The 18795-nt window shown below is 48.4% G+C and carries 11 protein-coding genes; 1 reads left to right on the top strand and 10 read right to left on the bottom strand.

Annotated features, from left to right (window positions below; genetic code table 11):
- Positions 1-6 precede the first annotated feature (6 nt).
- The 5 genes from DXD65_RS08905 to DXD65_RS08880 all read right to left on the bottom strand — a co-directional run bounded on the left by DXD65_RS08905 (position 7) and on the right by DXD65_RS08880 (position 9981).
- Positions 7-1866 carry a PQQ-binding-like beta-propeller repeat protein gene (locus tag DXD65_RS08905; RefSeq protein ID WP_117887565.1) on the bottom strand — a complete coding sequence of 620 codons (1860 nt, stop codon included), beginning with the start codon at positions 1864-1866 and terminating at the stop codon, positions 7-9.
- 19 nt (positions 1867-1885) lie between these two features.
- Positions 1886-4876: a xanthan lyase gene (locus DXD65_RS08900; RefSeq protein ID WP_117887564.1), complete on the bottom strand. Its 2991-nt coding sequence runs from the start codon at positions 4874-4876 to the stop codon at positions 1886-1888.
- 15 nt (positions 4877-4891) lie between these two features.
- Entirely contained in the window at positions 4892-6346 is a 1455-nt protein-coding gene (locus DXD65_RS08895) for a sodium:solute symporter (protein WP_009037758.1), read from the bottom strand.
- A gap of 144 nt (positions 6347-6490) precedes the next feature.
- A complete protein-coding gene (locus DXD65_RS08890) occupies positions 6491-7657 on the bottom strand; it encodes an exo-beta-N-acetylmuramidase NamZ domain-containing protein (RefSeq protein WP_034523026.1) in 1167 nt (388 codons plus the stop codon).
- Positions 7658-7887: 230 nt separating this feature from the next.
- Positions 7888-9981: a BT4734/BF3469 family protein gene (locus DXD65_RS08880; RefSeq protein WP_117887563.1), complete on the bottom strand. Its 2094-nt coding sequence runs from the start codon at positions 9979-9981 to the stop codon at positions 7888-7890.
- Between the two features lie 371 nt (positions 9982-10352).
- On the opposite strand from DXD65_RS08880, the gene DXD65_RS08875 reads away from it, so the two are divergent.
- Positions 10353-10976, top strand: a complete 624-nt coding sequence (locus tag DXD65_RS08875) for an HU family DNA-binding protein (protein ID WP_005834690.1) — start codon at positions 10353-10355, stop codon at positions 10974-10976.
- 148 nt (positions 10977-11124) lie between these two features.
- On the opposite strand, the gene DXD65_RS08870 is transcribed toward DXD65_RS08875, so the two are convergent.
- From DXD65_RS08870 to DXD65_RS08850, 5 genes are all read right to left on the bottom strand, one after another.
- On the bottom strand, positions 11125-11433 hold the full coding sequence (locus tag DXD65_RS08870; protein WP_117887562.1) for a nucleotidyltransferase domain-containing protein: 309 nt from the start codon (positions 11431-11433) through the stop codon (positions 11125-11127).
- Between the two features lie 3 nt (positions 11434-11436).
- On the bottom strand, positions 11437-11709 hold the full coding sequence (locus DXD65_RS08865) for an HI0074 family nucleotidyltransferase substrate-binding subunit (RefSeq protein ID WP_005824947.1): 273 nt from the start codon (positions 11707-11709) through the stop codon (positions 11437-11439).
- 90 nt (positions 11710-11799) lie between these two features.
- A complete protein-coding gene (locus tag DXD65_RS08860) occupies positions 11800-13353 on the bottom strand; it encodes a hypothetical protein (RefSeq protein ID WP_005824945.1) in 1554 nt (517 codons plus the stop codon).
- A gap of 208 nt (positions 13354-13561) precedes the next feature.
- On the bottom strand, positions 13562-15247 hold the full coding sequence (locus DXD65_RS08855; RefSeq protein WP_005824940.1) for a RagB/SusD family nutrient uptake outer membrane protein: 1686 nt from the start codon (positions 15245-15247) through the stop codon (positions 13562-13564).
- A 22-nt stretch (positions 15248-15269) separates the two neighbouring features.
- Positions 15270-18665: a SusC/RagA family TonB-linked outer membrane protein gene (locus DXD65_RS08850; RefSeq protein ID WP_008662808.1), complete on the bottom strand. Its 3396-nt coding sequence runs from the start codon at positions 18663-18665 to the stop codon at positions 15270-15272.
- Positions 18666-18795: the final 130 nt, after the last annotated feature.

Raw genomic sequence — 18795 nt, 5'->3', positions numbered from 1 at the left:
TAATTCTCAATTTTTAATTCTCAGAAGTCCCACTTCCCCGCTGGTTGCCGTGAATAGAACTTCGTGGCCGTTCAACGGAACTACGGTACTGATGAGTGAATTTCCTATTTTATGTTTCCACAGTACTTTGCCTGTTTTTCCTTCCAGTGCGAAGATAAGTCCTTCTTTGGTACTGCCAAACATTACCCCCTCTTTTTCCACTTGCATGGAGGGGGCATGCTCATAACCGAAACCTACATTGGTTGCCCACAACTCCCGCGGAGTATCTCCTTGAGCTGCATAGCAAACAATGCTGTCGTTCATCGTTTTGCTATAGATACGTTCACCGTCTTCGGAAAGTCCGATGGTCTCGCGCACCATGGACTGGAAGGTGCGCCACACGGTATTGCCCGTATGGATGTCTATAGCGGTCATGGCGCGTTGCGGGTCGGTAATGAATACTTTACCGTCGGCAGCTACCGGCCATACGGCGGCAGGAGAGAAGTGCATGCGGGTCAGTCCGCCCGTCCATTTCCACAACTCACGTCCGTCAGTCTTGTTCAAGGCATACAGTGTATTGTCCCATGCGCCGAAGATGACCTTGTCTTCCGTCACCAACGGCTTGGTTTCGATGTAGCCCTTCACGCCGGTGTAGGTCCAGATTACTTTTCCTGTATGGATGTCTGTGGCGCGGAAAGTGGCATCACTGGCACCGATGTAGGCGGTACCGTCTGCGATGGTCACGGCTCCGAGTACCGGTTCGGCAGCTCTTACCGTCCAGAGCAGGTTGCCGTCTTTGGCATTCAATCCGTAGATGTGGCGGTCGGCAGACCCGAATACAACGATACCTTCGCTTACGGCCGGAGTACCGACAATACGTTTGCCGGATTCAAAGCTCCATAGCTTTTTGCCGTTTTTCAGGGCGTAGGCTGTCAGCCGTCCCATATCGTCTCCTACGAACACTTTATCTTTTTCTACGGCGGGCGAGCAGTAAATGCCTGCACCCGTCTGTACCATCCATTGTTCCTTTACTTTCAGATATTCCTTGTTGACCGAGAAGTCGGGATATTTCTCCGCTTTTCCATTGCGGTCGTAATATTGCCCGGCCAGCGAGAAGGCAGCCCATTGCTTCTTAGGCTCGCCGATACGTTGCGTGTATACACGGATGGAGTCTTTGGTTACTTCGTAAATGCCATAACCCGGTTTTCCTTCTTTGTCGCGCAGGTTGCTGCGCATCAGTACGCCCGGAATGCCGTCATAACGTAAATCCCGGTTGCTGTGATAATGCCCGCCGATAAACAGGCGCACGTTGTAAGGGCGGACGGCATCCGTCACCTCATACCAGTTGTCCACATCCCCGTCCATTAGCGGGTAGTGGGTGACAAGTATCACCGGTTTGTCTTTGCCATTTTTCTCCATTTCCTCCGTCATCCAACGGATATCTTGCGGCACTACATGCCCGTAGGCCATACGCATCAGCGGACCGGAGTTGAAGCCGAGGAAAAGGAATCCCTTATGCTCGAACTCGAAGCGTTCGCCGCCAAAGATTTCTCCGAAAGCGGTGCAGCCGGAGTCGCTCCATTTCGTTTCATGGTTGCCAAGGGCTACGTGGTAGGGTACTTTCAGCAAGTCAAGGCACGATTTCACTTTTTCCATGGTGGCACGGTCGCCTTCTTCGGTCAGGTCGCCCGTCACCAGGACAAAGTCGATACTGTCGGTGGCATTAATCTGTGCCACGGAACGCAGCAGGTCCTCTGTGGGATTCGGATTGTTCGGGGTCAGATGAATGTCCGTCAGTTGGGCAAAACGGAATGTCCCTTGCTGTGCCTGCATCCCCAGGGGGAGCAGGCAAGCCATCAGGACGATTATTAACAGTCTTCTGTTCATAGATGATGATTGGTTGATATTACTTGTTGTCGTTGAAGAATGTCAGTACAGCATTCATGAATGCCTCTCTTTCAGAATCAGTACGTATGGATTCAAAAGGGAATCCCAATACAACAGTCTTGTAGTCGCCTTGGTAGGCCACACCGGTACTCAGGTTGTTTTCAGAATACCGCATCACAGTGTGCGCATCTTTGGTTGCCGGTTCAATGGCGTCCGGTGATTCCACCACATACGAATCGGCATTCAGCTCATTGTGATAGGTATAGTTTCCTGAAAGGGCGGGGAACGGAGAAGCTACGCTTTTCACCTTACCCATTGTAGCCGCTTGTCCCACACGCCACTTATATTTCAGTACTTCCATCGCAAATTTCTTGTCGGCTTCGTCGGCGGTTGCAAGGCGGTTGTCCCATAAATCCGTTCCTACAAAAGCGCCCGAAACAAAGATATTTCCACCTTGCTTACAATAAGCCGCAATAGCCTCCTGCATCGGTTTGCTGAAAGTCTTGAACTCCAACGGTTTTACGCCTCCCCGTCCCATCTTGGTCTGGCATTGCTTCCCAAGTATCAAGTCCACATACCTATACTCCCTCATATCCACCGGAATATTCTTCTCTCCCTTTCCTACGGGGGAGAGACTTTCATTACTAACCGATACAAACGAATATCCCGCTTTCAGGATAGCGGCACCATGTATGGCAGGATAATCGAACGTATTTCCTGCGATGACTTGGGTCTCGTAATTTCCATAACTGTCGCCGAAACCGGAGGCGTTGTCGTCCATCCAGGGAATGGAACGGCGGTATTCCTTCATCTTGCCAATGTAGCTGATGTCATGGATATAGGGGACCCCGTGGTCCTGCTCATCCAGAAATCCGGCAAGGAGGGTGTCGGCGGGGGCGGGGGCCGTAAAGTCGGCAGGGGCACTGATGCGGTCGAATCCGTTTATCACCAATACGGTACCTTTGGAATTGAACGCCCGTCCGGCGGAAAGAATTTCGGAAGGGAAACTCTCGCCGCCCTTGTTGACAGCGGTAACCTTGTAGCTGCATACCATGCCGGCGGGGAGCGTGGTTCGGTAACTGTTGCCGTCCACCAATACTCCGTTGTCGAAATCCCCGTCGCCGATACGGGTATAAACAATGTATTTCTCTGCTACGGCAGTTGGTTCCAACGCATCCGCTACGGGTTGCCAGGTCAGTTCCACTTCGTTCTCGCTGGTCATGCGCAAGGCCATGTGGTCTACCGGTAACGGTTGCACTACATAATCCATGTTGTATTGTGAGCAGAGGAACTGAAGCATACCTTTGTAGATGGCGCGGCTTACGGTGAAACGGAAACGCGGGTCCAGTCCGTAGCGCATGTCTGCAAAGTTTTGATGGGAAAGTAGTTCGAGTAGCATGGTAGGTACGCGGGGTACACGGGCCTCATAGTAGGATTGGTTCCATTTGCCCCGGCGTGTCCATTGGGGTTCGTAGAGGGTACGCACGTCACGCACGATGTTGGACTGAATCAAGTCTGTCAGGTCGTGGCTCAAGTAGCGGGATGCTCCGTTGGCGAATTTCTCATTGTAGGCGTTGGTATAGTAGATGCCGAGTGTCCCGATGATGGAATCGTTCAGTGTAGTTCCTGCATCGGAGTGGAAGGCAAAGGCCATGTTGACAGGGATGTTCAGCCCTTTTTCCGTCGGGTTCACGGCAGAGCCTCCGGAAAGGTAGTTCACCCAGATACCACGGCATTTATAGTCGTCGGTATAGTCATTCTTGCCGTTGCTTTCTGAATATACGCTGTCCGGTATGCCTGCCCATTGCAGCCAGTAGCGGGCGGCTTCGCAGAAACGGGGATAACCGCTGACTTCTCCCCGAGCTATGTTCCCCATGCCGCCGCCTATCTTCACGGCGTCGGCAGTGATGATTCTTCCTACTTTGGAGGAAAGGTTGCTCAGAACGACTTTGCATTCATTGTTCCGGCCGGCATTGAAGCCGAAGGTGCCGAGGTAAATCCAGGTGCCGCCTCCCATTTGCTGGTTTACCTTGAACTGCGTGGTGCCGCCTTTGTGATAGACGGTGTAAAGGGCATCGTCCGCGCTGTTTGGCAAGGTTTGGTAAGAGACGTATACGGCGTATTGTCCGGTCGAAGGGATTTCGGGAATCCATTCGGCGGTGCTTGCGTTTCCTTTCTTGATGGTTTCTATGGCGCGGTAGGTGCCTTCCTTGAAAGGATTCTCAAAGTCTATGTATTGGGGGCGCAGGTGGGCGAAGCCTTGTCCTTCTCCCTGACTCCAGAGCTTGTCACCGGAATTTTCTGTATAGACGGAACGGCCGGTCAGGCAACCGTCATTGTCTACGATGACTTCTGCCGTCTGGCAATCGCGTTCGCGGGGAAGCAGCACATTGGCACCGGCATTTTCCAACATCGGTACGAGGAAGGGCAATACGTAGCTCTGGGTGTAGAGGTCTTCCACTGTCTGGAAGATACGCGCACGCTGCCATTCCCAGCGGTCGAGTTTTGATTCGTAGTACCAGCCGTGGCTTTGCCATAGGGCGATATGCCGGTTATGCAAGCCGTTGGTGGGGGTGTAGGGGGAGGAAACTTCGGTAACCAGAGGCTTGGAAGTGACGGGGCTGAATGTCTTCGTCTTTTTGTCTTTTTTACTGCGCAGGGCTTGGGGAACCAGTTCTTCGATACTGCGCTTGTTGGTACGGATTTGCAGCTTGTATTTGGCAAACTCCGCCGGCAGCAGGGCGCTTACGCCTTGGTAGATTTCGGCCACATTGTCCTCACGGAAAGGAATATAGGCACAGTTCATGTTGGCAAACAGTTGCAGTGTATTTCCTTCCACAGCCACTGAGTCGATGCTGATACGTCCTACGGAAACTTCTTTTCGTGCGGTGGTATCCAAGAATTTCCCGATTGCCTGGCGGACATCCGTCGGAAGTCCTTGCGCGCCTCCCGCGTGGGGGAAGAGGGAGGCGGCAAGCAGACTAAGTAAAAACTGACGTCTTACATTCATAGATGATGTATTAAGTTAATTGTTCTTTTTATCTTTCTTAATCAATAGACAGAGACCGATGAAAGTGAACAGTGCATTGAAAATCAGCAATTCGTAGCTGAATTGATAACCTCCGAACCAGGCTTCGGAATTCTTCTGCAGAATGAAGCAGAGAACCGGGGAGGCGATGGCAACTAACGGGATGTACTTGTCACGCACTTGTTGTTTCATGAAAATGCCGAAAGCAAACAGACCCAGGATAGGACCGTAGGTATAGCTTGCCAGGATATATACAGCATCGATGACACTGGTGTTGTTCAGAAGATTGAATACGAAAATGGTGATTCCCATGACAACCGCCATGCCGATGTGCACTTTCTTGCGCATCTTCACAACCGTCTCTTCCGATTTGCCTTTCGTTCCCAGAATGTCTACGGTGAAGGAAGTGGTCAGCGCGGTGAGTGCCGAGCCTGCGGCTGAATAGGCAGAAGAAATCAGGCCGATGATGAACAGTATGCCCACAATGGCAGGGAAATAGTTGCCGGTGGCAATCAGCGGGAACAGTTCGTCACTCTTCTCCACCGCAATCTGCTGGTTGGCGGCAAAGATGTAGAGCAGCACGCCCAGCATCAGGAAAAGCAGGATGACGAAGAACTGCGAAATGACACTGGTAATCATGTTCTTCTGTGAGTCCTTGAAGTTCTTGCAGCTCAGGTTGCGCTGCATCATGTCTTGATCCAGCCCGGTCATGGCAATCATGGTGAAGGCACCGGCGAGGAACTGCTTGAAGAAGTACTGCTTGCTGTTCACATCGTCGAAGAAGAAGATGCGGGACATGTCACTGTCGGCAATGGTGCTTACCATACCGGTAAATGACAGATTGAGGTCGGAAGCGATATACCAGATGCAGAGTACGACCGACACCACCAAGCAGAATGTCTTCAGAGAGTCTGTCCAGATAAGAGACTTTACGCCACCCTGGAAAGTGTACAACCAGACCAGTGCCACCGTGATGGCCACGTTCAGTAGGAAAGGCAGTCCGAAAGGTTCGAATACCAGCAGTTGCAACGTCAGGCATACGAGGAACAGACGGACAGCGGCACCGAGCATTTTGGAGATGAAGAAGAACCAGGCACCCGTGCGGTAGGAAGACATGCCGAAACGGTTCTCCAGATATTCGTAGATGGATACCAGGTTCATTTTGTAGAATAGCGGTACCAGCAGATAGGCTATGATGAGCTGTCCGGCAATGAAGCCCAACACCATTTGCAGATAGCCGAAGCTGCTGGCGGCAACCATGCCGGGTACGGATACATAGGTCACACCTGAAATGGCGGAACCGACCATGGCGAACGCCACGACATACCAGGATGACTTGCGGTTACCCACAAAGAAGCCGGCGTTGTCTGCCTTCCTTCCTGCAATATAGGATACCGTGAACAGTATCGCGAAGTAGGCGGCTATGGTGATGATTACGGATAGTGGAGTCATAATGTTTATTTACAATTTGTTCATTTACAATTTACAATTTGCCATGCGGCGTTTCTTTAGTATAAACTGTTTTATCTTCCCATTTACTTCTGAATTGTACATTTCCTGAAATTGTACATTGTAAATAGTGAATTGTACATCCCTTTATTCTTCGTAGAGCAGATAGGGCTTGCGCTGTACCTTGAATTTCTCCACGTCGTCTTTCCATCTTGCCTTGATTTCTTCGGCGCTCTTTCCTTCCTTTATCATTTTGCGCACGTAGTCGGTGCCTATCAACAGCTCGAAGAAGGAACGGAAGAAATGGTCGTCCATGTTCAGATTCCGGTAAGCGTCTATCACGTAACTCAAGTCAATACCGCGTTTCCAGATTTCCTCGTCGCTCATGTTGCTCAGGTTCACGCCGTGGCAAAGCTTGCCCAGCTGGGGCGGATTCTTGGCTCCGGGAACACTGCGCGGGGTGAAGCTGTAGCTGTAGCCCGTCATGTTGGGATGCCCGTAGACCTGGAAGGGGAGGTCGGTTCCTCTTCCCAGACTGACCGGAGTGGCCTCGAAATAGCAGGTCGAGGGGTACAGATAGATGGACTTCATGTTCGGCAGATTGGGGGACGGGGGAATCGGCAGCTTGTATAGGGTCCGGTGCGTATAGTTCTTGCAGGGAATGACGGTCAGGTCGCAAGTGCGTGACGCCGGCAACCAGCGTTCGCCGTTTACCATCAGGCCCAGTTCGCCCAGCGTCATGCCGTGCACCACGGGAATCGGCAGCCAACCTACACCGGATTTATATTTCATGTCCAGTATCGGGCCGTCCACGTAGTGTCCGTTCGGATTGGGGCGGTCCAGTATCAGCACCTTGCGGTTGTATTCTGCACAAGCGTCCATCAGCCGGCACATAGAGGCATAATAAGTATAGAATCTCAGGCCTACATCCTGGATGTCTACCACAAGGATATCGAACTTGCGCATGGATGCTTCGCTTGGTTTTCCGGATTTCCCGTCGTACAGCGAGAGGATAGGTACTCCGGTCTTCTTGTCTACCGAGCTGGACACGTGTTCGCCTGCGTCGGCATCTCCTCTGAAACCGTGTTCAGGGGAGAAAATGGCTACTACATTGAACTTGTTTTCCAGCAGAATGTCCAGCAGATGCTTGTCTCCTATCATTCCAGTATGATTGGAGAATATGGCAATTCGTTTATCTTTTAGGATTGGAAAATACTCGGAAGTCTGTTCATCACCTAAAATAACTCGTTCTTCTTGTGCCCGGCACAGTAAAGAACTACATAGCACAAAGGCTAAAAGCAGCAGTTTCTTCATAATAGTATTATTAAGGAGGACGTTGTTTGCAACAAAGATACGTTTTATTTTAATATCAAAAACACTTATTTGGGTATTTTTAGTATTATCAATCATAATTTGCAAATAGTCAACTGTTCACCTTATTAAATAATGGTTGAACTGCATCAGCTGCGTACGGAAATACTTTTTATAAAAAGAGTGAGGGCCAAGTTTGCCCTCACTTTGGTACAATCGGTGGGAGTGCCGGTTCATTCTTCTATTCTTACCAGATGATAAAGTGTTCCCCGGTTCGATTTCTTGTTGAGGATGTCCAGCTTGCGGAGCGTGCGCCCGAAAGCTGCTATCCGGTTGATGGCCAACTTATCCCTCGTTTTCTGTTGCAGGTCGTTGAAAATCTGCATGGCTGTGAGCCATTCGCCTTCTTCGCTCTCCTCCGCGCCACGGAAATGGCAAAGGAAAAGTTCTTCCAATGGGTCTACCCGCTCGAATTCCCGGTTGTACTCCTTTACGATTGCTTCGTCAGTGTCGTCCAGCCAGTAGCGTTCACCCTTCATGATGTCGTGCATGGCTTGGGCATAGAGCTGGCGATAATTGATAGTGACGTTTGTCTGGATAGGGCCGGTCACTTCGATGCAAATGAAACGGCGGCTTCCCGACGGGTCGGTCAGCAGGTCTTTCAGATTGCTGGTCCCGATGAAGGAGGCATAGCGGCGCATTTCCTGAATAGTGGTACCGTAGGGCTTTCGCAGGTTGGCAACCGGTTTTTGCAGGAGGTGCTTCAAGAAGCCTTGCTGATTGGCGTTTATCTGGTCGAATTCGTCGATGTTAATCAGAAAAAAGCGGCCAAGGCTGCGCTCCGCTTCCTGCTTGCTCTTGAAGTCGATACTGTCGGTGTAGCCGAAACGCAGTTCCGGTGGCAATAGGATACGGCAGAAAGTACTTTTGCGGTAACCTTGCGGACCTACGAGCAGGGGCGAGGTATTGTTGCCGTGCTGTTTGTCGATTCCCCGCCAATGTGCCACCATGCCAAGAAACCACCGGTAGAACAGTTCCCTCCAGTGGGGATTGTGGCAGGGCACGAGGTCGGCCAATGCGCGGATGCGGTCTTTGCCGTCCCAGCGTCCGGTGTTATAGAGATATTCTTCGATGGGGTTGTATAGCGGCACGTAGTCCGAAGACAGGAAGCGGGTGATGTCGCGGTCCCACACACGTACTCCCTCTTTCAGTGCCTTCATGGCGATGCTGCTGCGTACGCGCTGGTCGGCAGGTTGGAAGTAGAAGTGGATGGAGTCGCGCTGCCGGTATTCCAAGTCGCCAAGCACGGTGTTGTAGCGGAATTCGTAGCGGCGTTTCATGAACTCCTCCAGCCGGAAAGCAGTTTCCTGGTCTTTGTTCAGGCTGCTGCGGGTGCCGAAGCCTTTCAATTCCCCGTAAAGGTTATGCAGCGTCAGGCGTACAAGGGGTTCGTCTGCCTCCCGGTAGTAGTGCATCAGTGTCTGGCGCACCGCTTCTTCTTCAGGAATGCCGGCTTTGAAGCAATGTTCGGCAAGGCGGGACAGCAGCGGGCGCAGGTCGTCGCCCCGTCGCCAGTTGTCCAAATCGCGGAAGGCGCGGTCGAGGGCGGCCTCGAAGAGCAGGTTGCATGTGTCCGCCACTTCGTAGCCGGGAGTCATTCTCAGCAACGGATTGCTTTCCTGCTGTTTCCGTTGGCGGTAGTTGTCTTCCGAGGGCAGGGCGCAGGGCTGTTCCAGGCAGAAGGCCACGGCGGTGGGGCTATAATAGGGCTGTTCGTCCACGGTCATCCGGCAGCTTTGTAGGAGTGAAGGAGCCTGGAGGGTGATGGGGAAAGGGAGAAGGGGTTGGTAGCACTTCACTGCCAGGCGGTAGGCGTGGGCGTGGAATAAGGCGATATCGTCTTCATTCTTTGGAAGCCCTCCGTCGGGCAGGGTGAAGCGTACCCATATTTTGGCGCTTCGTCCGCTGGAGCCACAGAAGGCGGCAAAGGTTTGCGGCAGCAGGGCGGCTTGTTGTTTCACCAGTTCGGCTTCGGCCACCCCGGCCAGATTGTTTACTTCCAGTAGTACCAGCCCGTTGTAGGTCTTTATCCGGTGTTCTCCTGCTTTGGTGCGGGTCATTTCTACGGCGGGATAGAGACGCGGCAGTCTGTCGATATGCTCATATCGGGCGTTGGTCCCTTTCAAATGCGGGATGATGCTACGCAGCTCCGTAATGTATCCGGTCTTGTTCTCTGTTTTCAGCTTTTCCATCAACATGTCCGTTTCTTGTGTGCTGACGGCCTCTTTTCCGCTTTCGCGTTCCTCTCTGATCAGTGTGATTTTCATTCTTTATCGTGTATGTAATATTCTTGTAAAGATACGCCGGGAAAGGGGGGGATACAAGCTTTTCAAGGATTATTTTCCGATTGGCTTCTTTTTTGGGATGGAATGTCTATATGTTTCTTTTATAAAAGGTGTTCGTTTCTTTGCTTATCCCCATAGTTTTGTCTACTTTTACACCAGAGTTTATGAACAGTCCACTAAAATGGTCTTTCTTGTTCATATTAGTGAACGGAGCAGCTCACTACAGTGAACGGTTCTGCTCACGGGCTGGGCTGTGATATAACCTTTGTACTTCAACAGACTGCGTACGTACTTCGCACGTGTTCCGTGCAGTGCTTTATCGTATAATGTAACCCTTTAACGCAGTTTGAACTATGGCTATTTTGTTTGATTGGTACGAGAATCCGGACTCGTACGACAAATCTCCGGAAGATAAAATCCTTCATCCCCGTCTCCGCCTAAATGGGAGCAGGTCTACCGATGAATTGCGGCGGGACATCCAGGCACGTTGCTCATTGACAGAAACCGATGTGACGGCTGTGCTCGATGCTGTGTCGCACGTCATGGGCAGGGAACTTGCCGAAGGAAGGCAGGTGCATCTCGACGGCATCGGCTACTTTCGCGTGTCGCTCACCACGACCGAACGGGTAGTGGCTGCTACCAAGCGTAAGTTGACGAAGGTGAAGATGGCGGGTGTGAAATTTCGTGCCGACCAGAAACTGAAAAATGAAATTGGTACCATCAAGGCAAAGGCTTTGAAGGCAAACGAGCATTCGGCTAAACTGACGGATAAAGAGATAGACCGTCGGCTGACCAACTATTTCGCCACTCGCCCTTTTATGACACGGAATGACTTTCAAAGCGTTTGCGGCATGATGCGTACTACTGCCATGCGGCATATCCGTCGGCTGCGCACCGAAGGAAAGTTGAAGAATGAGGGAACAATGCTGCAACCGATTTATGTACCCGTTTCAGGATATTACGGTAAGAATGAGTGACTTATAACTTTGAACGAAGAAATCTTGTGGTGAGGGCAAATTTTGCCCTCACTTTTTAAATTTGCTCTCACCCACCTCTTGAATGCCGATGAATAGGGCGATGCGTGCGAAAGGTGAGGGTGGTGAGGGTGGATGTGTGAAATTTAGTTTAGTTTGATGGGCGGCTGAATATGGGTATTCCCATACGGTGTATATGTTCCAAAAGGTCGGCATTCTTTAATTTGCCATAGATGGAAAGGTCTACGCTGTAAGGCAAAAGCAGGTCGTCTATTTCATCGGAAAGGCTGCTTAAAGTATTATACGTAAGTCTGTCTCCCATCAGCGTGATGTCTATGTCGGAAAAAGGCTTGAAATTTCCTTTGGCTCGTGAGCCGTACGAAACAGCCTGCTCTATTTCTTCATGTTTCCGGAAGAGATTGCATAGCTTTTCCAGTTCATTGTCGGTCAATCCGTACATAGCTCAATCGAATAAGGATGGTGTATTCAAGGATTGCATTTTCTCTTCAGAGACTACATCGTTGTCATGATTGTGCGATGTCAGATTTCGGGCTTCTATAGTCTCCGTCCATTGCTTGTCATCAATCAATCCCATTTCAAGGGCTTTGCGTATGGCATCACGGGAGCTGCGGATGTCGGTATACCCCTGATATTCTGCATAGTCCTTCATCACTTTCCAGGCCAGTTCGTGGGTATATTCAAAACGCTGTATCCATCGTATGTCTTGCTGTACCATGATAGCTGTCTGTTTTTAAGTAAGCAAATATAAGCTTCTTTTGTGTAACGAGCAAATGGATGGGGGCTTTTTCGTGAAAGCTGTCTGGGGCTATTTTGGAGAAAGGCTGTTTTTAGGTGTGGAATAAGTTCCTGAATTTGTTGAGCCGATGTCGAAATAGTTATATATGTATGTTCTGGTTCCACATGCATTTATGAAATCAACCGTTACGCAAACTCGTTCAATTTCATGACTGTTCCGACTGCTGAAAGTAGTGAAATAATATCCTTGCATGTCTACCTCCCAATCGCAGTCAACACTCCAATGAAAATCATGCGCACCTTCAGGAATAGGATTCAATCCGCATTCACCTCCGCTTTGTGACAGATAGCCATATATAATGTCATGGTCATTTTCTTGTATTCCTGATACATTGAAAGTAATTGGTTTGGAAAACTGAACAGTGTATTCCTTTGTGTGTACTATTGCGGTTAAGGTCGTATAAATGGAACTGCCTCCGGGTGTCCCTAAATTATTCAGGGTGATAGCAGGTGATGCCTGATTTAATTGCGAATATAAATCGTTGCCAACAATCCAATCCACTGTTGCTTTTGTGGGAAAATTCTTGATACTGAATGTCCCGTTGTCACAGATTACGTCAGGGCCAATCAGTTGCATTGATGTCTTAGATACACTCAAAGGTAGCTCATTGGTAAAATTATCGGTTTGATTTTTATATTTGTAGCTCACTTTGACACTTGCGTTACCGGGTTGTGTCGGTACGATTGTTACCGTAGAGCTGTTCTGACCACTTACTATCTTAATATTCTTCCCGGTCCAATAAAATGTATGTGCCTTGCTGTCATTGATGGAATATATGTATTCTTTATATTGTTCAATATTTCTGTAGCCATCTATTTGAGGACCCATATTGGGAAAACTGATATTGCTTTTCCGAGCCATGAAATACTCTTTTGCTCCGATAGAATTTATGTAGAAATCATGGACTTCTACTCCGACATCGCTGTTCTTGAAGGCTTGCTTTGATTTCAAATTTATTTGGAATCTACTTTGTGTGACAGATGCACTTTGAGAGACTTCAGCGAATAGATTTTTATCGTAAGTCCACTTTATGCCCGTATCTTTGTTTATGGAATAATTGCACCAAAGTGTTATCGTATCTCCCAATTCAAATGTTGAAGGGGCATTGATTGGCATAGGTTTCATTTTGACATTGATGTTTCTTAGATCTGCGGTAAGTTCGATTGTACTTTTTTCAGGACGTACCATCAGGGTAGAATTACTACCTGCTTTAGTCCATAATACATTTATTGGAAAATGGTTTTTTCCTGCTGGAATTTGGGTTACCCATGTACTCTCGAATCGTTCTTGGTAGTTTGTTTTGAATCGTGCTTCTCCACCGACTGCTGAAATTCTTATACCTACAGATTGTTTTTGTATAGGAATACTTAAATCATAAGTGTAGTAACCATCACTAACATAGGGGTTCATTTCGCCCGTAATAGTACCGCTTATGTAGGAAGCACGTGTTGTGACATCAGAATAGAAATCCTTATCTTGTAACTCGTCTGTTTGTTCTTCTTTGTTGCAACTACTATTGATGAAGCAGATTAGTAGTACGAAAAATATGTTCTTCTTTTTCATGATATGTTTCTTGTTAGTATGTTATGAACGAAGGGAAAGTATATGATATTGATTTATGGTTCCTTTTAGAAGGTGCTATTCGTGTTTCTATACACCTTTTAAAGGGAATAACAAAAGCGTCCATACATTTGTATTTAGATACATGGAATGTATGAACGCTTTAATTAAATCCAAACGAGGTACAGCGCGATATGCTGTTTTTAGTTGATTACCAACCCGGATTCTGCTTCATGTTTTTATTCAGGGTCAACTGTGTAGTTGGAATCGGGTAGAAATAATGTTTGGCTTCATAAGTACGGATTTGTGCATCGGAGGCATCTATATATCCGTTCTTGGTCGCTTCTTCACAGTCAGGCACATTGCTTACGTTGGCGCCCAACATGGTGTTCGGGTACTTGGTTGAATCCAATTTGTCGAGCTGGTGCCAACGGATTAAATCCCAATATCGGTACCAGTTATCCATAATCAGTTCGCAACGGCGACAGCGGCGTATCTCCCAAATCAGATTGCTTACTCCCATATTATTGGCAGGATCGGCATCTGGAGTAGTTGTCATAGCCGGCAGGCCGGCACGAGCTTGAAGCTTGTTTATGGAGTTGTTGAGATCGTCTTGTGTGAGAGAACCCATTTCGGCTTTGGCTTCTGCAAAGTTCAGATAAATAACTGAAATCCAATAGAGCGGGCAGTCGGTGTATTGGTAGCCGATGTTGTTTCGGTCGCTTACACTCAATTCTTCGGGGTTATCATACTTGGCGATGCCATAACCGGTCGATGTGGTGAAGGCTGCTACACCGGCACGGCTGTAGGCGTGGCCTCTGAAAGAAAGTACCGGGTCAAGAATTTCGGACAGGCGCTTGTCGCGTACGGCCAAAACCTCTCTTATAGAGTAATTTTTGTCTGCATCCAATACGGCTGCATCGTCCTTGTTTTTCGAGGTTGTTGCCAACGGTTTTCCATCAAGGAAAAGGAAACTGTCGAATGCGTCCTTTGAAATGCCGTGCGTACCACTTGTGTTGATTGTGTAGTCAATGGTGGAGTGCCTTAGCGAACTTTGTGCATAAGGCTTGTAGAAAATCATTTCCGGATTGCTTGCCAGGCTGACAGAATTATAGTTGGCTTTGTAACTGTTACTTAGAGAGTAGTTTTTGGCCATAAGATATTCGCAGGCTGATACACATTCTTGCAAGTATTTGTTGGCGCGGCTCTCATCAGCGGCTTTGCCATTCTCGGCTTGAGTGCGATATTTGCAGTATGTACCTTCATATAAGGTGATGTCTGCTTTCATGGCATATGCCATGTCGGTGCTGAAACGTTGCCGATTGCTGTTTGCGGTAATGTGTTCGCACGCATAATTGATGTCTGCCAGCACATGGTCCATCACTTCATCCCGGTCGGTGCGTGGTCCGTAGAGGGCTTCGTTGTCGGCTGGGTCGATAACTTTGTCTATCCATTGCACATCGCCGTACATACGGACCAACTGATAGTATTCCCACGCACGGTTCATGCGTGCAAGACCTTCATAGTGGGCCTTTGTTGCTTCATCAAGAGAGGAAGACTGTACACCGGCAATGATATAGTTGGCGCGTCGGATTTCTGTGAAAGGGGCTGACCAGTTTGTGGAAGATGCGACCACGTTAGTGTAAGTCCAGTTATGGCTTTCTGCATCTACCTGGTCATCGCTTATTGTTTTGAAGTAGAACCATCCTCCACTGGCTCCGTTGCCAAAGCCGGTAAAGTTGTTATAAAAAGTATTGCACTGATTATCCAAATTATCGGTGTTGCTCCAGTATGCCGGAGTATTCGTGAAGGTATCCAAGGGGGATTTGTCCAGCAAATCGTTGCAACCGGTTAACATCGCCAGCGCTGTGACCCCATATATAAATAATTTCTTCATTGTTCTTAAGTTTTTGAGGTTGTTATAATGTTACCTGGACTCCAAATGAGAATGTGCGTGTAATAGGAGCTATACGTCCCCATCCACCGGCTGTAAGTCCATTGCCTGTACTGATTTCGGGGTCGACTGGAAGGTCATTCCCTTTGTGGAGCAGAAAGAGGTTGCTGCCACTGAAGTAGATACGTGCTTTCTCAATGTAGGCTTTGCGTGTCCACTCTTTCGGAAGGGTATATCCCACAGTTACGTTCTTCAGACGAAGATAGGACATGTCTGTCAAATAGCGGGATTGGGGATAGTAGTTGTTGCAGCCGTTAGCTATACCGGATACGGTACCTCCACTATTATTTGTACCACGATAAAGACGTGGATAACGGTTGCCTTGATTTACCTCATAACCGGTAATGGCGGTATAGTCTGAATTCCAAAGCACTTTGTTATAGCTTGTTTGGTGGGAATAGATGGCTACGTCGGCATGTACCATGGCGGGAAGGTTTAGGGAAGAAGTCGTCCAGTCCTCACGTTTGCCTACACCTTGGAAGTAGAGGTCAAGGTCGATACCTTTCCACGCTCCGCCTAAATGGAAGCTGTATTCGTAGCGTGGCATAGAGTTTCCGATGACTTTCAAATCGCCGTGGTCGTCTGCTGTGCCTTTTCCACCGTCAATCTTGCCATTGCCGTCCAAATCCTTGAACTTGACGTCTCCCGGGCCGTAATGGAAATTACCGGATTCCAGTCCTGCCTGGCTTGCAATGCCGTTTGCATAATTCCATGAGCCGTCTGCATTTTGGCTGGTGAAGTCTTTTTCCTCGAAGTAACGGTCGGTTTCAAAACCGAAAATGTCACCGTAGGTTTTACCGGTGTAATAGGTGCTGAGCAGTTTGGAATCATTGTCCCACTTTGTTACTTTAGTCTTGGAGTCACCGATGTTGAAGTTGGCATATACGTCGAAGTCGCCGAAGGTATGGCGCCAGTTCAAGTTCAACTCCCATCCACGTGTACGTAAGGTACCGGCATTTTCATAAGGAGCAGAAGCACCCAGAGTGTTCGGCAATACTTGTGCCGGTGCCAGCATGTCACGATTCTCACGTTGGAACCAGTCGAAACCTATAGTCAGTTCGTCATTCAAGAGACCCAGGTCAAGACCTATATTGAGGGTGCGGATACGCTCCCAGGTCAAAGTACTTGATACCAAATCCGGCATGTTATACATGGTCAGGAGATTAGCGTTGGCATTATTGTTTTCAATCCAATAGATATAGCCGGTACTTTTATTGTTCAACCGTTGGCTTATTAATTGTTCGAACATGTAGTCGCCCACAGCCTCGTTGCCGATTTCGCCAAAAGAAGCACGCAACTTACCATTGCTGACAATATGTTTCAGTGGGGCGAAGTAGGCTTCTTCGGAGAAGCGGTAGCCGATGGATGCAGAAGGGAAGAAGGCCCACTGGTCGGTATGGGGGAAACGGGAAGAACCGTCGTAACGTCCGTTCAGTTCCAATAAATAAATGCCTTTGTAGTCATAATTGATACGGCCGAAATAACCGGCAGAAGCGCGGGATGTATGATTCCAACTCAAATCTTGTCCATCCTTGCCAGCCATATTCAGTTCGGGGTATCCCTCTTGATCGTACATCACATTGCGGGTACCATACAGATATTTGTATTCCTCTTCTTCTGCGTTGACACCTGCCATTACATTCAGGTTGTGTTTTTTGGCAAATGTTTTGGTATAGTTTACGTATGCGTTGGCCGTCCATGTGTTCTGTTTGGAAAAGTCTCTCCAGATACCGCTATTGCCTTTAGTGACGATGTAAGAGGGTACCGGTTTCCCGCTCCAATTGATGCCGTAAACGGAGTTGTCCTGCGAACCGCTGTTCATATTCTGAATGGCATATGTAAAGTCTGCATTAAGGGTCAGTCCTTTAACGATTTCAGCTTTCAAGAAGGTGTTCATACGGGTTAGGTCTGTTGTCACTTCACGATCGGCAGCTTGCTTCTGCATGGCCATGACGCGTGTGTCATAGCCGTCGATTGTGCCCGAAGGAATGAAATAAGAACCCCAACGCCACAAATATTGGTAGGTGTTGGCCCATGTGTCCGGGCGTTTATAGTTCTTACGACTATAGTTGATGCGTGCACCCACCTGTAGCCAGTCGTAAACATTAGTGGTGACATTGACTGAGGCATTGTACTTTTTTAGTTCGTCCGGGTGAATCTTCATCTGTCCTTGCTTTTCGTTGTAGCCGAAAGATAGGTAGTAATTGGTCTTACCAGATGTTCCTTGTATAGAAACATTGTGGCTCATGGAAGGAGCAGCTTTGTTGAAGTAGATGTCCTGTACATCCCAGTCAGCATAATAAAAAGGAGTGCCGTCCAATACGATATAGTCACCCACGTTACTATCGCTTTGGTAGAGGTTCATAGGACGGTAGCCGGTCTTGCCGCCGTTCTGTTGCTGCCACTTTTCGGCGTAAGGTAACAATTTGTCGAAATACATACCGAACAATTCAGGCATACCGGCACCACCGTTCATACTGGCTTCGATACCCATCTTTAATTGTGTGGGTACATCGGGATAGTCCGGCAGGTAAGTAGCTTGATCCCATGCAAAATTGTTGCTGTAATTGATGGTAACCTTTTCGCTAGGCTTTGCGCTTTTGGTATTGATTAGAATCACACCGAAAGCGGCGCGCGTTCCATAAATGGAGGAAGCGGAAGCGTCCTTCAGTACGGAAATATTTTCGATGTCTTGCGTATCGAGGAAAGAAATGTCATCCATCGGAACGCCGTCCACTACAATGAGTGGATTGCTGACTTCTCCATTACTCAATGTCCCCAAACCACGTATACGCATGGAGGCTGTCTCGTCGATGGCACCACTTGTGGTGAGAATGCTTAGTCCCGGAACAGCCCCTTGCAATGCTTTGGCTACATCTTGTTGTGGACGACCTGCCATTGTCTTGTTTAAGTCCACTGTAGAAACTGCTCCTGTCAAGTTAGCCTTCTTTTGTACACCGTAGCCTACTACTACTACTTCATCCAGCATCTCGGTATCTTCTTTCAGAGTTATTCTCATCGTTTTGGCTGCCTTCACTTCTTGTGTCTGATAGCCCACAAATGATATTTTTAGTGTTGCTCCCGGTGTTACGGTCAATGTAAACTTACCGTTTAGGTCGGTAATTCCGCCGTTGGTAGTCCCTTTCTCAATGACATTGGCGCCAATAATAGGTTCACCTTTTGTATCTACAACTGTGACAGTCACAGAGATAGATTGCATCTGTTCTTGTACTCCTTGTGAGTCGTTGGATGCTGTTTGGGCAGCCATCACGTTGCCGCTACTTAATAACAGTGAGCTGATTGCCACTGCTGTGAGGAGTTTGCTATGTGTTAGTCCTCGTTTTTTGTGATCTTCATTCATAAATGATTGATGATTTGTTGTTAATTAAATACTTCTTAAATTTAGGGTAAGGGTAATAAGGGCCGAATAGTGAGACTATTCAACTTGCAGGATTGTTTCTTTTTCCATAGGCATTTTCTCTTTTTAAAGG

This window comes from Bacteroides sp. 4_1_36 (genome assembly GCF_003466325.1).
Taxonomy (GTDB): Bacteria; Bacteroidota; Bacteroidia; order Bacteroidales; family Bacteroidaceae; genus Bacteroides; species Bacteroides uniformis.
Note: the sequence above shows the minus strand (reverse complement) of the source record. Positions and strands in the feature narration are given on the sequence as shown.